The organism is Streptomyces sp. MBT65, from assembly GCF_016612545.1.
In the GTDB taxonomy this organism is placed as follows: Bacteria; Actinomycetota; Actinomycetes; order Streptomycetales; family Streptomycetaceae; genus Streptomyces.
In genome coordinates this window covers 1-16333 of record NZ_JAENRY010000181.1, presented here as the reverse complement: position 1 = coordinate 16333, position 16333 = coordinate 1, and the positions used below count along the sequence as shown (strand labels likewise).

The 16333-nt window shown below is 69.9% G+C and carries 14 protein-coding genes and 2 pseudogenes; 12 read left to right on the top strand and 4 right to left on the bottom strand.

Annotated features, from left to right (window positions below; genetic code table 11):
- From JHN63_RS33055 to JHN63_RS33015, 9 genes and pseudogenes are all read left to right on the top strand, one after another.
- Positions 1–580: pseudogene (locus JHN63_RS33055) on the top strand (hypothetical protein); the annotation flags it as partial.
- Between the two features lie 152 nt (positions 581–732).
- Positions 733–2025, top strand: a complete 1293-nt coding sequence (pcaC, locus tag JHN63_RS33050) for a 4-carboxymuconolactone decarboxylase (protein WP_200687645.1) — start codon at positions 733–735, stop codon at positions 2023–2025.
- Between the two features lie 70 nt (positions 2026–2095).
- Positions 2096–2740 (top strand): MBL fold metallo-hydrolase, encoded by a 645-nt coding sequence (locus JHN63_RS33045; RefSeq protein WP_200687643.1) that lies wholly within the window; start codon positions 2096–2098, stop codon positions 2738–2740.
- A gap of 30 nt (positions 2741–2770) precedes the next feature.
- On the top strand, positions 2771–3550 hold the full coding sequence (locus JHN63_RS33040; protein WP_200687641.1) for an exodeoxyribonuclease III: 780 nt from the start codon (positions 2771–2773) through the stop codon (positions 3548–3550).
- 121 nt (positions 3551–3671) lie between these two features.
- Positions 3672–4079 (top strand): DUF6278 family protein, encoded by a 408-nt coding sequence (locus JHN63_RS33035; protein ID WP_200687639.1) that lies wholly within the window; start codon positions 3672–3674, stop codon positions 4077–4079.
- 112 nt (positions 4080–4191) lie between these two features.
- Positions 4192–4935, top strand: coding sequence for an amino acid ABC transporter ATP-binding protein (locus JHN63_RS33030; protein WP_200687637.1), 744 nt, complete (start codon positions 4192–4194; stop codon positions 4933–4935).
- Between the two features lie 17 nt (positions 4936–4952).
- Entirely contained in the window at positions 4953–5864 is a 912-nt protein-coding gene (locus JHN63_RS33025; protein WP_200687634.1) for a glutamate ABC transporter substrate-binding protein, read from the top strand.
- A gap of 11 nt (positions 5865–5875) precedes the next feature.
- Positions 5876–6520 carry an amino acid ABC transporter permease gene (locus JHN63_RS33020; RefSeq protein ID WP_200687632.1) on the top strand — a complete coding sequence of 215 codons (645 nt, stop codon included), beginning with the start codon at positions 5876–5878 and terminating at the stop codon, positions 6518–6520.
- Positions 6517–7374, top strand: coding sequence for an amino acid ABC transporter permease (locus JHN63_RS33015; RefSeq protein ID WP_200687630.1), 858 nt, complete (start codon positions 6517–6519; stop codon positions 7372–7374). Before JHN63_RS33020 ends, JHN63_RS33015 begins: the two co-directional genes overlap by 4 nt.
- Positions 7375–7409: 35 nt before the next feature.
- On the opposite strand, the gene JHN63_RS33010 is transcribed toward JHN63_RS33015, so the two are convergent.
- Entirely contained in the window at positions 7410–8978 is a 1569-nt protein-coding gene (locus tag JHN63_RS33010) for a CocE/NonD family hydrolase (protein ID WP_200687628.1), read from the bottom strand.
- A gap of 116 nt (positions 8979–9094) precedes the next feature.
- On the bottom strand, positions 9095–9850 hold the full coding sequence (locus JHN63_RS33005) for a hypothetical protein (RefSeq protein WP_200687626.1): 756 nt from the start codon (positions 9848–9850) through the stop codon (positions 9095–9097).
- 143 nt (positions 9851–9993) lie between these two features.
- Here JHN63_RS33005 and ggt point away from each other — a divergent pair, with 143 nt between their 5' ends.
- The gene (gene ggt, locus JHN63_RS33000; protein ID WP_200687624.1) at positions 9994–11796 is read left to right on the top strand and encodes a gamma-glutamyltransferase; all 1803 of its coding nucleotides are present in this window, start codon (positions 9994–9996) and stop codon (positions 11794–11796) included.
- Here ggt and JHN63_RS32995 read toward each other — a convergent pair.
- Both JHN63_RS32995 and map read right to left on the bottom strand, forming a co-directional pair.
- Positions 11780–14335, bottom strand: a complete 2556-nt coding sequence (locus tag JHN63_RS32995; RefSeq protein WP_200687622.1) for an ATP-dependent Clp protease ATP-binding subunit — start codon at positions 14333–14335, stop codon at positions 11780–11782. The genes ggt and JHN63_RS32995 overlap by 17 nt on opposite strands.
- 141 nt (positions 14336–14476) lie before the next feature.
- Positions 14477–15247, bottom strand: coding sequence for a type I methionyl aminopeptidase (gene map / locus JHN63_RS32990; protein WP_200687620.1), 771 nt, complete (start codon positions 15245–15247; stop codon positions 14477–14479).
- Positions 15248–15279: 32 nt separating this feature from the next.
- On the opposite strand from map, the gene JHN63_RS32985 reads away from it, so the two are divergent.
- Entirely contained in the window at positions 15280–15531 is a 252-nt protein-coding gene (locus tag JHN63_RS32985; RefSeq protein WP_200687618.1) for a helix-turn-helix domain-containing protein, read from the top strand.
- A 167-nt stretch (positions 15532–15698) separates the two neighbouring features.
- Positions 15699–16333: pseudogene (locus JHN63_RS32980) on the top strand (hypothetical protein); the annotation flags it as partial.

Genomic DNA, 16333 nt, shown 5'->3' with positions numbered 1-16333 from the left:
GCCCATGCCCCCGCACCCCGAGCAGCCGCCCGTGTACCCGGCCGCCCCGGGCGGCCCGGACCCCTTCGCGCTCGACCAGTTGGCGACCGACGCCGCCGCCCGCGCGCACGCGCTGCTCAGCACCGGCCGGGACCCGGTGGGGGAGTTGACGCTGTGGCAGGACGCGGTGCGGCTCGCCGCGGCCCGCCCCGGTTCGGGGCTCACCGCCACCACCCGCTCCCTCTACGCCTCCCTCGCCAAGGCCACCGGTCGCAGCACGGCCGAGCTGGCGCGCGCGGTCGCCGCCTGGCGGCAGGGCGGCATCGAGGGCCTCGCCGTGCTCGAAGAACCCTGGGACCCGCCGGCCGGCCGCTTCGACCGGGCCCGTCCCCTCCTCCTCGCCGCCGACCTCCCGGCCTTCCGCCCCTGGCACAACCACCTCACCCACCCGCAGGGCCATGTCCAACTCCGCCTGGGCCGCGACGGTCTGTGGTACGCCTACGAATCGGAACCGGGCGACGAGGACTGGTGGCCCAGAGGCACCCCCGACCTGGACCCGGTAGGCGCGCTGACGGGCCTGGGCGCGCCCGGCGAACTCTGAACCACCCCCCCCTGAGGACTCACCCCATTCCGGTGAAGGCGATGTGAGGGTTCCCCACTGATGTGCCCCGATGTGTGGGAGCAGAGTGGGGAGACCGGGGGCCCCACAGCCGGACCGTAAGAAACGGCGGTTACGTTGGAGCGGTGAGCGACATGAACAGCCCCGCACTCCAGTACCGCTTCGACGGCCCCGAAGACGCGCCCGTTCTCATCCTGGGCCCGTCGCTCGGGACGACGTGGCACATGTTCGATCGCCAGGTGCCCGAACTGGTGAAACAGTGGCGGGTCTTCCGGTACGACCTCCCAGGTCACGGCGGTTCGCCCGCGCACCCGACCGGCTCGGTCGCCGATCTGGCCGACCGGCTGCTGGCCACGCTCGACGCCCTCGGCGTGCAGCGCTTCGGCTACGCGGGCTGCGCGCTCGGCGGCGCGGTCGGTCTCGAACTGGTCCTGCGCCACCCGGAGCGCGTGGCCTCGCTGGCGCTGATCGCCGCCTCGCCCCGGTTCGGCACGGCGGACGAGTTCCGCCAGCGCGGGGTGATCGTGCGCACCAACGGGCTCGACCCCATCGCCCGTACCTCGCCCGACCGCTGGTTCACCAGCGGGTTCGCCGCCTCGCAGCCCGCGATCACCGAGTGGGCCGTCCAGATGGTGCGCACCACCGACCCCGGCTGCTACATCGCCGCGTGCGAGGCGCTGGCCGCGTTCGACGTGCGGTCCGAACTCGCCCGTATCGGCGTGCCGACCCTCGTCCTCGTCGGCTCCGACGACCAGGTCACCGGCCCCGCCGAGGCGCGCACGCTGGTCGCCGGTATCCCGGACGCCCGCCTCGCGGTCGTACCCGGTGCCTCGCACCTGGTCCCGGTCGAGCAGCCCGCCGCCGTCACGGACCTCCTCGTCCGGCACTTCTCCACCGCCTGGCAGCCGCCCTACGACCTCCACTCCACCGGGCAGATCCCCGTCGTGACGGCCCCGGTCAGGCCGGTCCTCGCCGCGCCGCAGCAGCTCGCGCCGATCGCCGAGATCGCCCCGGCGCCGGTCGTGGCGCCGCAGGTCATGGGCCGTCCGGACCCCTACGACACCGGGATCAAGGTCCGCCGCGAGGTGCTCGGCGACGCACATGTCGACCGGGCGCTGGAGCAGGCCGACGAGTTCTCCGGGGACTTCCAGGAGTTCATCACCCGCTACGCGTGGGGCGAGATCTGGGACCGCCCGGGCCTCGACCGGCGCTCCCGCAGCTGTGTCACCCTCACCGCGCTGGTCGCGGGCGGCCACCTGGACGAGCTGGCCTTCCACACCCGGGCGGCGCTGCGCAACGGCCTCACCCCGACCGAGATCAAGGAGGTGCTGATGCAGGCCGCCGTGTACTGCGGGGTCCCGGCCGCGAACAGCGCCTTCAAGGTGGCCCAACAGGTCATCCGAGAGGAGACGACCCCCACGGAGTGATCTTCAGACCGGTACCGAAAGCACCAGTCTCAGCTGCCCGCCCGTGGCCGGGCAGCGGCAGGATGGAACCATGACGCTCACCAAGCTCACCAAGAAGTCGCACGCCTGCATCCGTCTGGAGAAGGACGGCCGGACGCTCGTCATCGACCCGGGCCTCTTCACCGAGGAGGACGCCACCGCCGGTGCGGACGCGATCCTGGTCACCCACGAGCACGTCGACCACTTCAGCGAGGACCGTCTGCGGGCCGGCCTGGAGGCCAACCCGGCCGCCGAGATCTGGACCCTGAAGTCGGTCGCCGACCAGCTGTCCGCCGCCTTCCCGGGCCGGGTGCACACGGTCGGCCACGGCGACACCTTCACGACGGCGGGCTTCGACGTCCAGGTGCACGGCGAACTGCACGCCGTGATCCACCCGGACATCCCGCGCATCACCAACGTCGGCTACCTCGTCGACGGCGGCCGCGTCTTCCACCCCGGCGACGCCCTCACCGTCCCCGACCACCCCGTCGAGACCCTGCTGCTCCCGGTCATGGCCCCCTGGAGCAAGATCTCCGAGGTCATCGACTACGTCCGCGAGGTCAAGCCGCAGCGCGCCTACGACATCCACGACGCCCTGCTCACCGACCTCGCCCGCCCGATCTACGACCACCAGATCGGCGCGCTCGGCGGCGCGGAGCACCTGCGGCTGGCGCCCGGCGAGGCCGCGGACCTGTGAGTGTCAGAGCCGCCCGGTAGGTTGTGAGGCATGCGCATCGCGACCTGGAACGTGAACTCGATCACCGCCCGTCTGCCGAGGCTCCTGGCCTGGCTGGAGAGCAGCGGCACCGACGTGCTGTGCCTCCAGGAGGCCAAGCTGGCCGAGGCCCAGTTCCCGTTCGACGCGCTGCGCGAGGCGGGCTACGAGGCGGCGGTCAACGCGACCGGCCGGTGGAACGGCGTGGCGGTGCTCTCCCGCGTAGGACTCGACGACGTGGTCAAGGGCCTTGCCGGGGACCCCGGTTACGACGGCGTCCAGGAGCCCCGCGCCGTCGCGGCGACCTGCGGCCCGGTCCGCGTCTGGTCGGTGTACGTGCCGAACGGCCGCGAGGTGGACCACCCCCACTACACGTACAAGCTCCAGTGGTTCGAGGCCCTCAGGGCGGCCGTCGCCGACGACGCGCAGGGCGGCCGCCCGTTCGCGGTGCTGGGTGACTACAACGTGGCGCCGACGGACGACGACGTCTTCGACGTGGCCGCCTTCGAGGGCCTCACGCATGTCACCCCGGCGGAGCGCGCCGCCCTGACCGCCCTGCGCGACGCGGGCCTGTCGGACGTGGTCCCGCGCCCCCTCAAGTACGACCACCCGTACACGTATTGGGACTACCGCCAGCTCGCCTTCCCGAAGAACCGAGGCATGCGCATCGATCTCGTGTACGGCAACGAGCCGTTCGCGAAGGCCGTCACCGACTCCTACGTCGACCGCGAGGAGCGCAAGGGCAAGGGCGCCTCGGACCACGCTCCGGTCGTCGTCGACCTGGACGTCTGACCCGCCCGCGTTCGTCAACGGCGGCCTCGGGGAAGGGATTTCGCCACTCCGGGCCCGCCGTTGACACGCCATCCGCGACGCCCTGTGGTGCGTACGGCGGTACGAATGACACGCTGGGCGTATGAACATCCCTTTCCTGGGCAACCGGGGCGAGAAGCGCGGAGTGCACGACCCCGCGGGTATCGCCGAACCGCTGTCCGAGTGCGAACTGCTCCGCTCCCACGCGGCCCGGGAGGGCATCCAACTCGACGACTCCGCAAGCTCGTTGGAGGCGCTCGACCAACTGGTGCCCCGCTGGCGCGACGACGAGGAGACCCTCTCCTGGCTCGGCAACGACGCCGGTCTCTATCTGGGCACCGTGATCGTGCGCACGGTCCCGGGTGCCGCCTGGGCGATCTGGCCGAACGGCCAGCCCGTCGTACGGCTCGACTCCGGGCGTGAGTTCGACGTCGTGGCCTCCGGTCATGAGTGGGCCGCCAGCGGTGTGCCCGAGCTCTCGCAGCTCTACGCCGAGGTCGCCGAAGAGTAAGAGCGACGTAAATACGGCTAATGCCCGAAAAGTGCGTGTCGTGCGTTAACTCCACTCTTGTGTCGATAGTTTGCGGCGACCACGACACAGCTGAGAGTGAGTAGGGCTGGGCATGGCCGTCGATCCGTTGATCGAACTGCGGGACGTCAACAAGTACTACGGGGAGCTGCATGTCCTCCAGGACATCAACCTCACCGTCGGCAAGGGGGAGGTGGTCGTGGTCATCGGCCCTTCGGGGTCGGGAAAGTCGACGCTGTGCCGGGCGATCAACCGGCTGGAGACCATCGAGTCCGGGACGATCCAGCTCGACGGGAAGCCGCTGCCCGAGGAGGGCAAGGCCCTCGCGCAGCTCCGCGCCGAGGTCGGCATGGTCTTCCAGTCCTTCAACCTGTTCGCCCACAAGACGGTCCTGCAGAACGTCTCGCTGGCCCAGATCAAGGTCCGTAAGCGCAAACGCGAGGACGCCGACAAGCGTTCCCTCGAACTCCTCGACCGCGTGGGCCTCGCCTCCCAGGCGCCCAAGTTCCCCGCGCAGCTCTCCGGCGGCCAGCAGCAGCGCGTGGCCATCGCCCGCGCCCTCGCGATGGAACCCAAAGCGCTCCTCTTCGACGAACCGACCTCGGCCCTCGACCCCGAGATGATCAACGAGGTCCTCGAGGTCATGCGCCAACTCGCCCACGACGGCATGACCATGGTCGTCGTCACCCACGAGATGGGCTTCGCCCGCTCCGCCGCCAACCGCGTCGTGTTCATGGCCGACGGCCGCGTCATCGAGGACCGCACCCCCGAGGAGTTCTTCACCAACCCGCGCACCGACCGGGCCAAGGACTTCCTGTCCAAGATCCTCAAGCACTGAGCGGGGGAGTGCGATCCATGTTCCGTACCACCCGTGCGTCGTTGGCCGTCGTCACGCTCGCCGCGCTGCTCGCGAGCGCCTGCGGCAAGGAGGGCAGCCCGCCTGTCAAGGGACCGGCCGCCGAGAAACTCCCCAACTACCAAGTCGCGCAAGGCTTTCAGCTCCCCGACTCACCGACCTGGAAGCGGGCGAGGAAGCGCGGCCACTTCACTGTCGGCGCCAAGGAGGACCAGCCCTACCTCGGCGAGAAGGACCCCGCGACGGGCACCTACTCCGGCTTCGACATCGAGATCGCCAAGATGATGTCGGCCTCCCTCGGCCTCGCCCCCAAGACGATCCACTTCCGCACGATCGCCTCCGCCAACCGCGAAACCGCCCTGCAGAACGGCCAGATCGACTACTACGTCGGCACCTACACCATCAACGACATGCGCAAGAAACTCGTCGGCTTCGCCGGCCCCTACTACATGGCCGGCCAGTCGCTCCTCGTGCGCACCGACGAGCACGACATCCACGGCCCGCAGGACCTCGCCGGCAAACGCGTCTGCTCGGCGGCCGGCTCCACGCCGTACCAGCGCATCAAGGACGACTATCCCAAGGCCCAACTCGTCGCCTACGACACCTACTCGGTCTGTGTCGACAACCTGCTCACCTACCAGGTCGACGCCGTCACCACCGACGACGCGATCCTCATCGGCTACGCGGCGAAGGTCCCCGATCAGCTCAAGGTCGTCGGCAAGCCCTTCTCGAAGGAGCCGTACGGCATCGGAGTCCCGCACGGCGACAACGCCCTGCGGTTCGCCCTCGACGACGCGTTGGAGGCCCGTGAGAAGAACGGCGACTGGAAGAAGGCGTACGAGGCGACGCTCGGCCTGTCCGGAGTGCCCGCGCCCACCCCGCCCGCGATCGACCGCTACCCGGCGGGCTGAGGGAGGCAGACGTGAACGTACTGACAGACAACTTCTCGACCTTCGGCGACGGCTTCCTCGGCACCGTAGAACTCACCCTCTACGCCTCGGTGTTGGCGCTCGTCCTCGGGTTCCTGATGGCCTCCTTCCGGGTCGCTCCCGTCGGTTCGCTGCGGGTGTTCGGCACGGTGTGGGTGACCGTCCTGCGCAACACCCCGCTCACCCTGCTGTTCTTCGCGGTGCTGCTCGGCCTGCCACGCTTCGGACTCGTGCTGCCCTTCAAGGTGTTCGCGGTCCTCGCGCTCGGCTGCTACACCTCGGCGTTCATCTGCGAGGCGCTGCGCTCCGGCATCAACACCGTGCCCAGGGGGCAGGGGGAGGCGGCCCGGACGCTCGGCATGACCTTCGGGCAGACCCTCGGACTGGTCGTGCTGCCGCAGGCGTTCCGCTCGGTGATCCCGCCGGTCGGCTCCACCCTCATCGCGCTCGCCAAGAACTCGGCGATCGCGGGCGCCTTCAGCGTCACCGAACTCCTCGGCACCTACCGGACGTTGAGCGAACTCGGCTACAACATCGTCTGGACCTTCGTCTGGATCGCCCTCGGCTACCTGATCATCACCCTCGCCATCAGCGCGCTGTTCAACGCGCTGGAGAGGAAGTGGGGAGTCGCCCGATGACCACCGCCAACGCCCTCTACGACGTCCCCGGCCCCAAGACCCGCAAACGGCACCGCCTTTACGGCATCGCGTCCACGGTCGTCATCCTCGGACTGCTCGGCTGGATCCTCTATCTCCTGTTCGACACCGACCAGTTCACGTACACGAAGTGGATGCCCTTCGAGTACAAGGGAATTCAGGAACTGCTGCTGCGCGGCCTCGGCAACACGCTCAAGGCCTTCGGTCTCGCGGCCGTACTGTCACTGGCACTCGGCACCCTGCTCGCCGTGGGACGGCTCTCGGACCACCGCCCGGTGCGCTGGCTGTCCACCCTCCTCGTGGAGTTCTTCCGCGCCATGCCCGTGCTGGTGATGATCTTCTTCATCTTCGTGGCACTCAAGGTGCAGCCGCTGCCCGCACTGGTCGCCGGTCTCACCCTCTACAACGGCTCGGTGCTCGCCGAGGTCTTCCGCTCCGGCGTCAACAGCGTCGAACGCGGCCAGCGGGAGGCCGCGTTCGCGCTCGGCATGCGCAAGACCCAGGTCATGTCGTACGTCCTCGTACCGCAGGCCGTACGGGCCATGCTGCCCGCCATCATCAGCCAGTTGGTGGTCGCGCTGAAGGACACCTCGCTGGGCTATCTGATCACCTATGAGGAGTTTCTCCATGCCGGGAAGCTGATCGCGTCGAACCTCGACTACGATTTGCCGTTCATCCCCGTGGTGATGGTGATCTCGCCGATCTACATCGGGATGTGCATGCTGCTCTCCTGGTTCGCCGGTTGGGTGTCCCGCCGGGAGCAGCGCAGTCCCAAGACCGAGGCCGTGGATGTGGCCCCGGCCGAACCAGGGACGCTGCTGCCGCGGGTGCAGTAGTCAGGGGCACTTGCCCGCCCGGCAGCAGCCGGAGATCACTGCTCGCGCAGCGGGATCGACACGTACGACGGGTCGTTCGCCGGCGAGGAGAAGGTCAGTTGCGCGCCGGTCGGGTTGTGCTCGATGTAGAGCGGGTCGACCGTGTCGACGACCAGGGCGAGATGATGCCCTGCCGGGACGTCGTAGGCCGTGGAGAACAACTCCAGGTCCACACCGAACGGCTGGCCGGGCGTCTGCCCGTGCCAGGTGTACGGCGCGGTGCCGACCAGCTTGCCGAGGCCGAGCGGGCCCACGTCGTAGAGGTATGCGACGAGGGTGCCGCTCTCCTTGGTGTCCGTGACCGTGGTGTGCAACTTCACGGTGCCGCGCACCTGTTGGGCGCTGGTGTACGTCCCCGACTGCCATACGGCGGCCCAGCGGCGCGGCAGCAGCGGGACCCACGCGACCGGGGGCACCTGCGCCACCTGGTCGAGGATGCTGGACAGGAAGACGATCCCGCCGTCGGCGCCCGAGTCGACGTTGGTGTGGATGGTGGTCGTGCCCGCGAGGTCGATCTTCTTCCGTGTCGCGCCGACCGACTTCCAGTCCGGGTAGCCCTCGTAGCCGCCCGTGGAACGGGACTTGAGCTCGACGGGGTCCTCGCGGTCGATCCCGTTGTCCGCGCCCTTGAGGTAGTGGTCGAACCAGCGCTCGGTGTCCGTCCACACGTCGTTGGGCAGCCCGAGCAGTCCGGTCAGCTCGGCGGTGGCATGGTCGCCGGGCCGGAGTTCGAGCCGCTTGGGTCCGCTCAACCTCCCGTAGAAGTCGGCGATTTGGTTGGGCGGGAAGATCGTGTCGCCCCAGGCGTTGGCGAGCATGATCGCCGCGCCGTTCCTGTTGATCCGATCGACGTAGGTCGCGGGGGAGCGCTCCTTCCCCCAGGCGATCAACTCCTGTTCCTTGGACAGGTCGGCGGCGAAGAAGTCCTCGAAGACCTGGCTGGTCTCCGCGCTGGGCCGGCCGGTGACGAGGCCGACGCCGTCCAACAGCCATGTCGCCTGGGAGTGTTCGGTACGGCCCGAGTAGATCGAGCCGATCAGGTCCGCCCAGCCGCTCAGCGAGGCAACTGCCTTGATCCGCTTGTCGTGTGCGGCCGCGAGCAGGCTGATACCGGCGCCGTACGACACGCCCGCCATGCCGATGTGCCCCGCGTCGGACGGGGTGTTGGCGAGTGCCCAGTCGATCACCTTGGACGCGTCGGCCACGTCGGCCGGGCCGCCGACCTCGATCCCGCCGCCGGACTGCCAGAAGCCCCGGACGTTGTAACTCACCACCACATAGCCGGAGTTCGCGAGCTTCTGGGCTTGCGCCAGATACTGGACCTGCGGGAATCCCCAGCTCGTGGGCAGCACGACAAGGGGGTAGTCGCGCGAGCCGTCGGCGTCCGCGGGCGTGACGACGTTCGCCGCGAGCTTCGTACCGCCGTCACCGGCGATGTCGACGAAGCGGACGCCGTTCGTGGCGGCCTGGGCGGCGGGGGCGAGCCCGAGGACGCCCCCGGCGACGAGAGTCGCGGAGACGGCGACCGCGGCGGTCGTACGCAGGGACTGGCGACGGTTTCGCACGGGTCACTCCTCACACGTGTCACTGCAAAGTGACCCGACGGTAACCGCAGCTCCCTACCTTAGGTAACCCGCCAGTAAGTTACGTGCCAGTAAAGATTGTTGACGTGTGCGCGAGCTCAGGAGGCGCGGTGCGAACTTCGAGGAGCCGGTGCAGGTAGGGGCGTTTCCGCCGCCCGTGTCACATCCGCCACCAGCTCCACCACATCGGGGCCGTACGCCTGCGAGTTGACCACCTTCAGCAGCAGGACGAAGGTGTTGCTCCCGTGTTTGCGGGCCAACTTCTCCTGGTTGCGGGCGAGATAGCGGGTCGCCGCCTGGTTGGTGATCGAGCGCTGGCCGCAGAAGAGGAACACCGGCCGGGCGCCGCCCAGTTGACCGGCGGTGAGCCGGGCGAGGAGCACGTACTCGCCCTTGCCGGGGTCAAGTCGGTAGCGCTCGCTGCCTATTTGGAACGCGCCCCGGTCGGGCCCCGGTTCGGGGTCGACGTTGACGCGGATGCCGGGCAGCAGGGACGCCAGATGCGCGGCCATCCGGCGGTTGGAGGCCGGGCCGCCCACACAGAACTCGGTGCGCTCGCCGAAGCCCTGCTGGGTCGCGTCGTGTGCGACGACCTGGGCGTGCGCGTTGCAGTCCTTGATCAGGGCGGCGAGTTCGAGCAGCGCGAACACGTCGTGCCGCATCACCGTGAGTTCGGGGCCGCCCGCCTCGCGGTTGACCACGAGCAGCGACTCGGAGTTGTCGGGCAGCCCGAAGAACGCCTGCTTGCGCCGGAGTTTGCGCTTCCACAGATAGGTGCGGGCGAGCCAGCCGAGCGCGGCGCTGATGCCGGCGGCGGCCACGCCCAGAACGATGTTGCGCAGGTCGTCATTCATGGGCGCGCATGTTAGCGGTCCGATGTGGCTGGTACGTACCGGTGTTCGACGTGTGACGTTCGTGTGGCGGCGGCCGGAAGCGGTCTGTCGGGTCCCGTGCCAGGTGGATACGCTGCGCGGACGGTTCTGGACTGGAGGTACGGATGCGTCGCCCTGTGGCACGGAGACTGTCGGTCCTGGCGGTATCGGCCGCCGTCGTGTCGGTCGGGGCCGCGGCCCCACCCGCCGCGACAAGCAGCAGCACACCGACGAAGGTTCCGGTCGCCGTCGGCTACGGCGGTGCCGTGGCGAGCGTCGACGCGGACGCCACCGCGGCCGGTATCGAGGTCCTGAAGAAGGGCGGCAACGCGGTCGACGCGGCCGTCGCCACCGCCGCCGCGCTCGGCGTCACCGAGCCCTACTCCTCCGGCATCGGCGGAGGCGGCTACTTCGTCTACTACGACGCCAAGTCCCGTACGGTGCACACCATCGACGGCCGCGAGACCGCCCCGCTGACCGCCGACTCCAACCTCTTCGTGGAGAACGGCAAGGCCCTCGCCTTCGCCGACGCCGTCAGCAGCGGCCTCGGCGTGGGCACCCCGGGCACACCGGCCACCTGGCAGACGGCCCTCGACCGGTGGGGGAGCCGGAACCTGGGAACGGTGCTCAAGCCCGCCGAGCGGATCGCGAGCGACGGCTTCACGGTCGACGACACCTTCCGCACCCAGACGGCGGCCAACGAGACCCGCTTCCGCTACTTCCCCGCCACGGCAAAGCTGTTCCTGCCGGGCGGCGCGCTCCCGGTCGTCGGCTCGACGTTCAAGAACCCCGAACTCGCCGCCACCTACAAGGAGTTGGGCAAGAAGGGGATCGGCGACATCTACCGCGGTGCCCTCGGCAAGGACATCCTCGCCACGGTGAACACCCCGAAGGTGGACGCCAGTTCGGGCTGGAACGCGCGCCCCGGCAAGCTGTCCGCCAAGGACCTCGCCGCCTACCGCGCCAAGCTCCAGGCGCCCACGAAGACGACGTACCGCGGACTCGGCGTCTACTCCATCGCGCCCTCCTCCTCCGGTGGTACGACCGTCGGCGAGGCCCTCAACATCCTTGAGAAGACGGACCTTTCGAAGGCGAGCGAGGTCCAGTACCTGCACCACTACATCGAGGCCAGCCGGATCGCGTTCGCGGACCGGGGGCGCTGGGTCGGCGACCCCGCCTTCGAGGACGTACCGACGAAGGAACTCCTCTCGCAGAAGTTCGCCGACTCGCGCGCCTGCCTCATCAAGGACGACGCGGTGCTCACCAGCCCGCTGGCACCCGCCGACCCGCGCGACCCGACGGCCTGCACCGCAGCCGGGACGGCCGCCCCGACGACGTACGAGGGCGAGAACACCACGCACCTCACGGTCGCCGACAAGTGGGGCAACGTCGTCTCCTACACGCTCACCATCGAGCAGACCGGCGGCAGCGCGATGACCGTGCCCGGCCGCGGCTTCCTGCTCAACAACGAGCTGACCGACTTCTCCTTCACCCCGGCCAACCCGGCCGTCCACGACCCGAACCTGCCCGGCCCGGGCAAGCGCCCGCGCTCGTCGATCTCGCCGACGATCGTCCTCGACCAGCACAACAAGCCCGTCGTGGCGCTCGGTTCGCCCGGTGGCGCGACCATCATCACGACCGTTCTCCAGACCCTCACCGAGTTCCTCGACCGGGGGCTCCCGCTCGTGGACGCGATCGCCGCGCCCCGCGCCAGCCAGCGCAACGCGGCCAACACGGAACTCGAACCGGCCCTCTACAACAGCGACTTGAAGACCCAGCTCCAGGCCATCGGGCACTCCTTCACACTGAACCCGGAGATCGGCGCGGCGACGGGCGTGCAACGGCTGCCGAACGGCGAGTGGTTGGCGGCCGCCGAGAAGGTACGGCGAGGCGGTGGCTCGGCGGCGGTGGTCAGTCCGGCGCCGTAGCTGCTGAGTCGGAGGCGGGCGGTGTCGTGTCCGTTCGGAACGCGAGCCGCCCGTCCGTCACGTCCACCGTCACCCGGCCGCCCTCCGCGATCCGGCCGTCGAGGAGCAGCCGGGAGAGCTGGTTGTCGACCTCGCGCTGGATGGTGCGGCGCAGCGGGCGGGCGCCGTACTCGGGCTGGTAGCCCTGGCGGGCGAGCCAGTCGACGGCCGGGTCCGTGAACGCGACCGTGATGCCCTGCGCGTGCAGGAGACGGCGGGTGTGTTCCAGCAACAGCTCGGTGATCAGACGGAGTTGGTCCGCCGTGAGCTGACGGAAGACCACGATCTCGTCGATCCGGTTGAGGAACTCGGGGCGGAAGTGCTCGCGCAACGGGCGCAGGATCTGCTCGCGCCGGGCCTCCTCGTCCGCGTCGGCGCCGCCGGGCCCGAAACCGATCCCGGCCCTGCGCCGGGTGATCGCCTCGGAGCCGAGGTTGCTGGTCATCACGATCACCGTGTTGGTGAAGTCGACCGTGCGGCCCTGGGAGTCGGTCAACCGGCCGTCGTCCAGCACCTGGAGCAGGATGTTGAACACGTCCGGGTGCGCCTTCTCGACCTCGTCGAGCAGCAGCAGCGAGTACGGGTGGCGGCGCACGACCTCGGTCAGTTGACCGGCCTCCTCGTGGCCGACATAGCCGGGCGGGGCGCCTACGAGACGGCTCACCGTGTGCCGTTCCTGGTACTCGCTCATGTCGAGGCGGACCATCCGGTCCTCGCTGCCGAACAGCGCGTCCGCGAGCGCCCGGGCAAGTTCCGTCTTGCCGACGCCCGTCGGGCCCAGGAACAGGAAACTGCCGATGGGCCGGTCCGGGCTCGCCAGCCCGGCACGGGAGCGCAGTACCGCGTCCGACACGACCCGTACGGCCTCGTCCTGGCCGACGACCCGCCGGTGCAGATGCTGCTCCAGGCCGAGCAGCCGGTCCTTCTCCTCCGCCGTGAGAGTGCTCACCGGGATACCGGTCTGCCGCGACACCACCTCGGCGATCGCCTCACCGGTGACCTCCAGGTGCTGCCCCTCGTCGCCCGTGTCCTCCCCGTCGGCCTCGGTCAGCCGTACCTTCAACTCGGCGATACGGTCCCGGAGTTGGGTAGCCTTCTCGTAGTCCTCGTCGGCCGCCGCCTGGTCCTTGTCCCGGGCGAGCTGCTCCATCTCGCGCTCCAGCGCCCGTACGTCCGTGCCCTTCGTGCGTGCCCGCAGCCGTACGCGAGCGCCCGCCTGGTCGATCAGGTCGATGGCCTTGTCGGGCAGCCGGCGGTCGGTGAGATAGCGGTCGGACAGTTCCACGGCGGCCACCAACGCCTCGTCGGTGTACCGGACTTGGTGGTGGGCCTCGTAGCGGTCGCGCAGTCCGCGCAGGATCTCGATCGCGTCCGCGACGGTCGGCTCGGGCACCAGGATGGGCTGGAAGCGGCGGGCCAGCGCCGCGTCCTTCTCGATCCGGCGGTACTCCTCCAGCGTCGTGGCGCCCACGATGTGCAGCTCGCCGCGTGCCAGGGCCGGTTTGAGGATGTTGCCGGCGTCCATCGAACCGCCCTCGCCGCCTCCTCCCGCGCCGACCACGGTGTGCAACTCGTCGATGAACACGATCAGTTCGTCCGAGTGGGCGCGGATCTCGCCGACGATGTTCGTCAGCCGCTCCTCGAAGTCGCCCCGGAAACGGGTGCCCGCGACCACGCCGGTCAGGTCCAGGGCGACCACCCGCCGCCCGGTCAGCACGTCCGGGACGTCGCCGTCCGTGATGCGCTGCGCGAGCCCCTCCACGATCGCGGTCTTGCCGACCCCCGCGTCGCCGATCAGCACCGGGTTGTTCTTGCCGCGCCGGGACAGCACCTCGATGGTCTGCTCGATCTCCTCGTCGCGGCCGATCACCGGGTCGATACGGCCGTGCCGGGCCAGGTCGGTGAGATCGCGGCTGTACTTGTCGAGCGTGGGGGTGCCGGTGGGGCGGGGCTGGTCGACGCGGGGCTGTGCGCCGTCCATGGCCTCGGGCGGCAGGCCCGTCGGAGCGTAGCGGGCCGCGTTCAGGATGTGACCGGCGGCGGAGTCCGGGTTCGCGGCGAGCGCGCCGAGCACGTGTTCGGGGCCGATGTAGCCGGTGCCGCCCGCTCTGGCCAGGTCGTGGGCGTCCAGGAGGGCGCGCTTCACGGCCGGGGTGAGGTTGAGGGACGTGCCCTCCGGGGGCTGGACCGGGCCCGAGCGCTCGTCGATCTCCGCGGCGAGGGAGTCGGGGTCCGCGCCGGCGTGGGTGAGGAGGTCGCGGGTGGGTTGCGCGGTGAGGGCGGCGCGGAGGAGATGCTGGGTGTCCAGGTCGTGGCTGCCGTGTTCCGCGGCGTACTGGGCGGCGCCTCGGACGAGGTCTCTGGCCGGTTGGCTGAGCAGGCGGCCGATGTCTATCTGATGGGGGCCCGGGCGGGTGGCTCCGCCAGGGGCTCCGCCGAAGAACCGGGCCAGGAACTCGCCGAAGGGGTCGTTTTCGGGGTCTGTGTAGCCGCTGGTCATCAATCCACCATGGCACGGTCCACTGCGTGCGGCATGTGCGGATTTGGGTGCGTTTGCGACTGCGGGTGCGTCGGGGCTGGTCGCGCCCACGCGGCGGAGCCGCACATCGGCACGGCCCCGCGCCCCTGAAGGTGGGACTGCCTAGCGTCGCTCGGTGAGGACCCGGGGTCCTGCCTCCGTGATCGCCACCGTGTGTTCCACGTGGGCCGCCCTTGATCCGTCGTTCGTCTTCAGGGTCCAGCCGTCCTGCGCCGCGTGGTAGTCGTCCCGGCCGCCCGCGAGCAGCATCGGCTCGATCGCGATGACCATGCCGTGGCGGAGGGGGAGGCCCCGGCCGGGGCTGCCCTCGTTCGGGACGCCGGGGTCCTCGTGCATCTGGCGGCCGATGCCGTGGCCGCCGAAGTCCTCCATGATGCCGTAGCCCGCCGTGCGGCAGATCGTGCCGATCGCGTGGGCGATGTCGCCGATGCGGTTGCCGACGACGGCTGCCGCGATGCCCGCCGCGAGGGCGCGTTCGGCGGTGTCGATCAGGCGGACGTCGGCGGGGCGCGGCTCGCCGACGATGAAGCTGATCGCCGAGTCCCCGGCCCAGCCGCCCAGCTTCGCGCCGAAGTCGATCGAGACCAGGTCGGCGTCGCGCAGCCGGTAGCCGTCCGGGATGCCGTGCACCACGGCGTCGTTCACGGAGGCGCAGATGACCGCGGGGAACGGGGTGGGCGCGAAGGCGGGGCGGTAGCCGAGGAAGGGTGAGGTCGCGCCCGCCGCGCGCAGCACGTCGTGCGCCAACTCGTCCAGTTCCAGAAGGGATACGCCCACGTCGGCGGCCTCCCGCACGGCCGTGAGGGCGCGGGCCACGACCTGGCCCGTCTCGTACATCGCATCGATAGACGTGTCCGTCTTCAGTTCCACCATGCCAATTACTATACCGGTATTAGAATGACGGCATGGTACGCACCCCTCTCACCCCCGAAGAGCGCGAACGCGGCGAACGGCTCGGCCGGCTGCTCCGCGAGGCCCGGGCCGGCCGCAGCATGACGGACGTGGCCGCGCACGCGGGCATCTCCGCGGAGACCCTCCGGAAGATCGAGACCGGCCGGGCGCCGACACCCGCCTTCTTCACCGTCGCCGCCCTCGCCGACGCCCTCGGCCTCTCCATGGACCAACTCGTCGTCAGATGTGCGCCGTTGGCGGCCTGAATCGGACGCCTGATGTGGCGGATACGGCATGAACCCGGCGGGCGCACAGTGGGGAGGCGTAGGCTCCCAGATCTCTGCGCCCGGCTCGAAAAGCTTCCGTAGCCGCGTCGTAACACAAATGGTGTTTTCTACGGATCGGAGCATTCCGGTCTGGCGGGAGTTGGAGCATGGCTGTGGATCAACTCCCCGGACAGGTGCGGGAGTTCGCGAACTACCTCGACGGACTCCTGGCGCGCCTCGACCAGGGTGGCGGCTGGTGCGGAGTGTTCTGGCAGCGTGATCCCGATGGCATGCAAGCCTGTCTCGGCGGCCGTGAGATACCGCCCTGGGACGTGGTCGAGGCCCTCCTCCAGGACCTCGCGGCGGAGTACGGCCACGGTGTCGCGACCCAGGAGAAGGAGCGGGCCCGCGTCCTGCACGCGGCGGCGCTCGCCGCGTTCGACGCCCGTCCCGGCAGCCGCGACGCGCTCGGCGACCGGCTCGACGTGATGCTCCGCGAGCAGAAGTACGCGGCCGAACGGCAGGCGGAACTGGGCCGGTTGCTCAATGTCGCCGGTACCCGGGACGAGGCCGACGCCCTCCGTCTCGACCTCGCCTGGGCCCACGACGACCACGAACGCGCCACCGCCCGCTGTGCCGAACTCCGCGCCCGAATCGAGCAGTTGGACAACTACGCCCACTTCCGGGGCGGTCGGGGCGTCGTCCACCGCGACCGGCACGGCAACGTGTTCCGCGTCGACGACCTGCCCCAGGGCCAGAACAACTCCGCTTACGACCAGAACAACTCCGCCTACGACCGGAA

Excerpts from the sequence above, each read along its gene's own strand:
- JHN63_RS33045 (WP_200687643.1), top strand. The coding sequence starts at position 2,096 with ATGACGCTCACCAAGCTCACCAAGAAGTCGCACGCCTGCATCCGTCTG.
- JHN63_RS32995 (WP_200687622.1), bottom strand. The coding sequence starts at position 14,335 with ATGACCAGCGGCTACACAGACCCCGAAAACGACCCCTTCGGCGAGTTC.
- JHN63_RS33030 (WP_200687637.1), top strand. The coding sequence starts at position 4,192 with ATGGCCGTCGATCCGTTGATCGAACTGCGGGACGTCAACAAGTACTAC.
- JHN63_RS33025 (WP_200687634.1), top strand. The coding sequence starts at position 4,953 with ATGTTCCGTACCACCCGTGCGTCGTTGGCCGTCGTCACGCTCGCCGCG.
- JHN63_RS33035 (WP_200687639.1), top strand. The coding sequence starts at position 3,672 with ATGAACATCCCTTTCCTGGGCAACCGGGGCGAGAAGCGCGGAGTGCAC.
- ggt (WP_200687624.1), top strand. The coding sequence starts at position 9,994 with ATGCGTCGCCCTGTGGCACGGAGACTGTCGGTCCTGGCGGTATCGGCC.
- pcaC (WP_200687645.1), top strand. The coding sequence starts at position 733 with ATGAACAGCCCCGCACTCCAGTACCGCTTCGACGGCCCCGAAGACGCG.
- JHN63_RS33015 (WP_200687630.1), top strand. The coding sequence starts at position 6,517 with ATGACCACCGCCAACGCCCTCTACGACGTCCCCGGCCCCAAGACCCGC.
- JHN63_RS33040 (WP_200687641.1), top strand. The coding sequence starts at position 2,771 with ATGCGCATCGCGACCTGGAACGTGAACTCGATCACCGCCCGTCTGCCG.
- JHN63_RS33005 (WP_200687626.1), bottom strand. The coding sequence starts at position 9,850 with ATGAATGACGACCTGCGCAACATCGTTCTGGGCGTGGCCGCCGCCGGC.
- JHN63_RS32985 (WP_200687618.1), top strand. The coding sequence starts at position 15,280 with ATGGTACGCACCCCTCTCACCCCCGAAGAGCGCGAACGCGGCGAACGG.
- map (WP_200687620.1), bottom strand. The coding sequence starts at position 15,247 with ATGGTGGAACTGAAGACGGACACGTCTATCGATGCGATGTACGAGACG.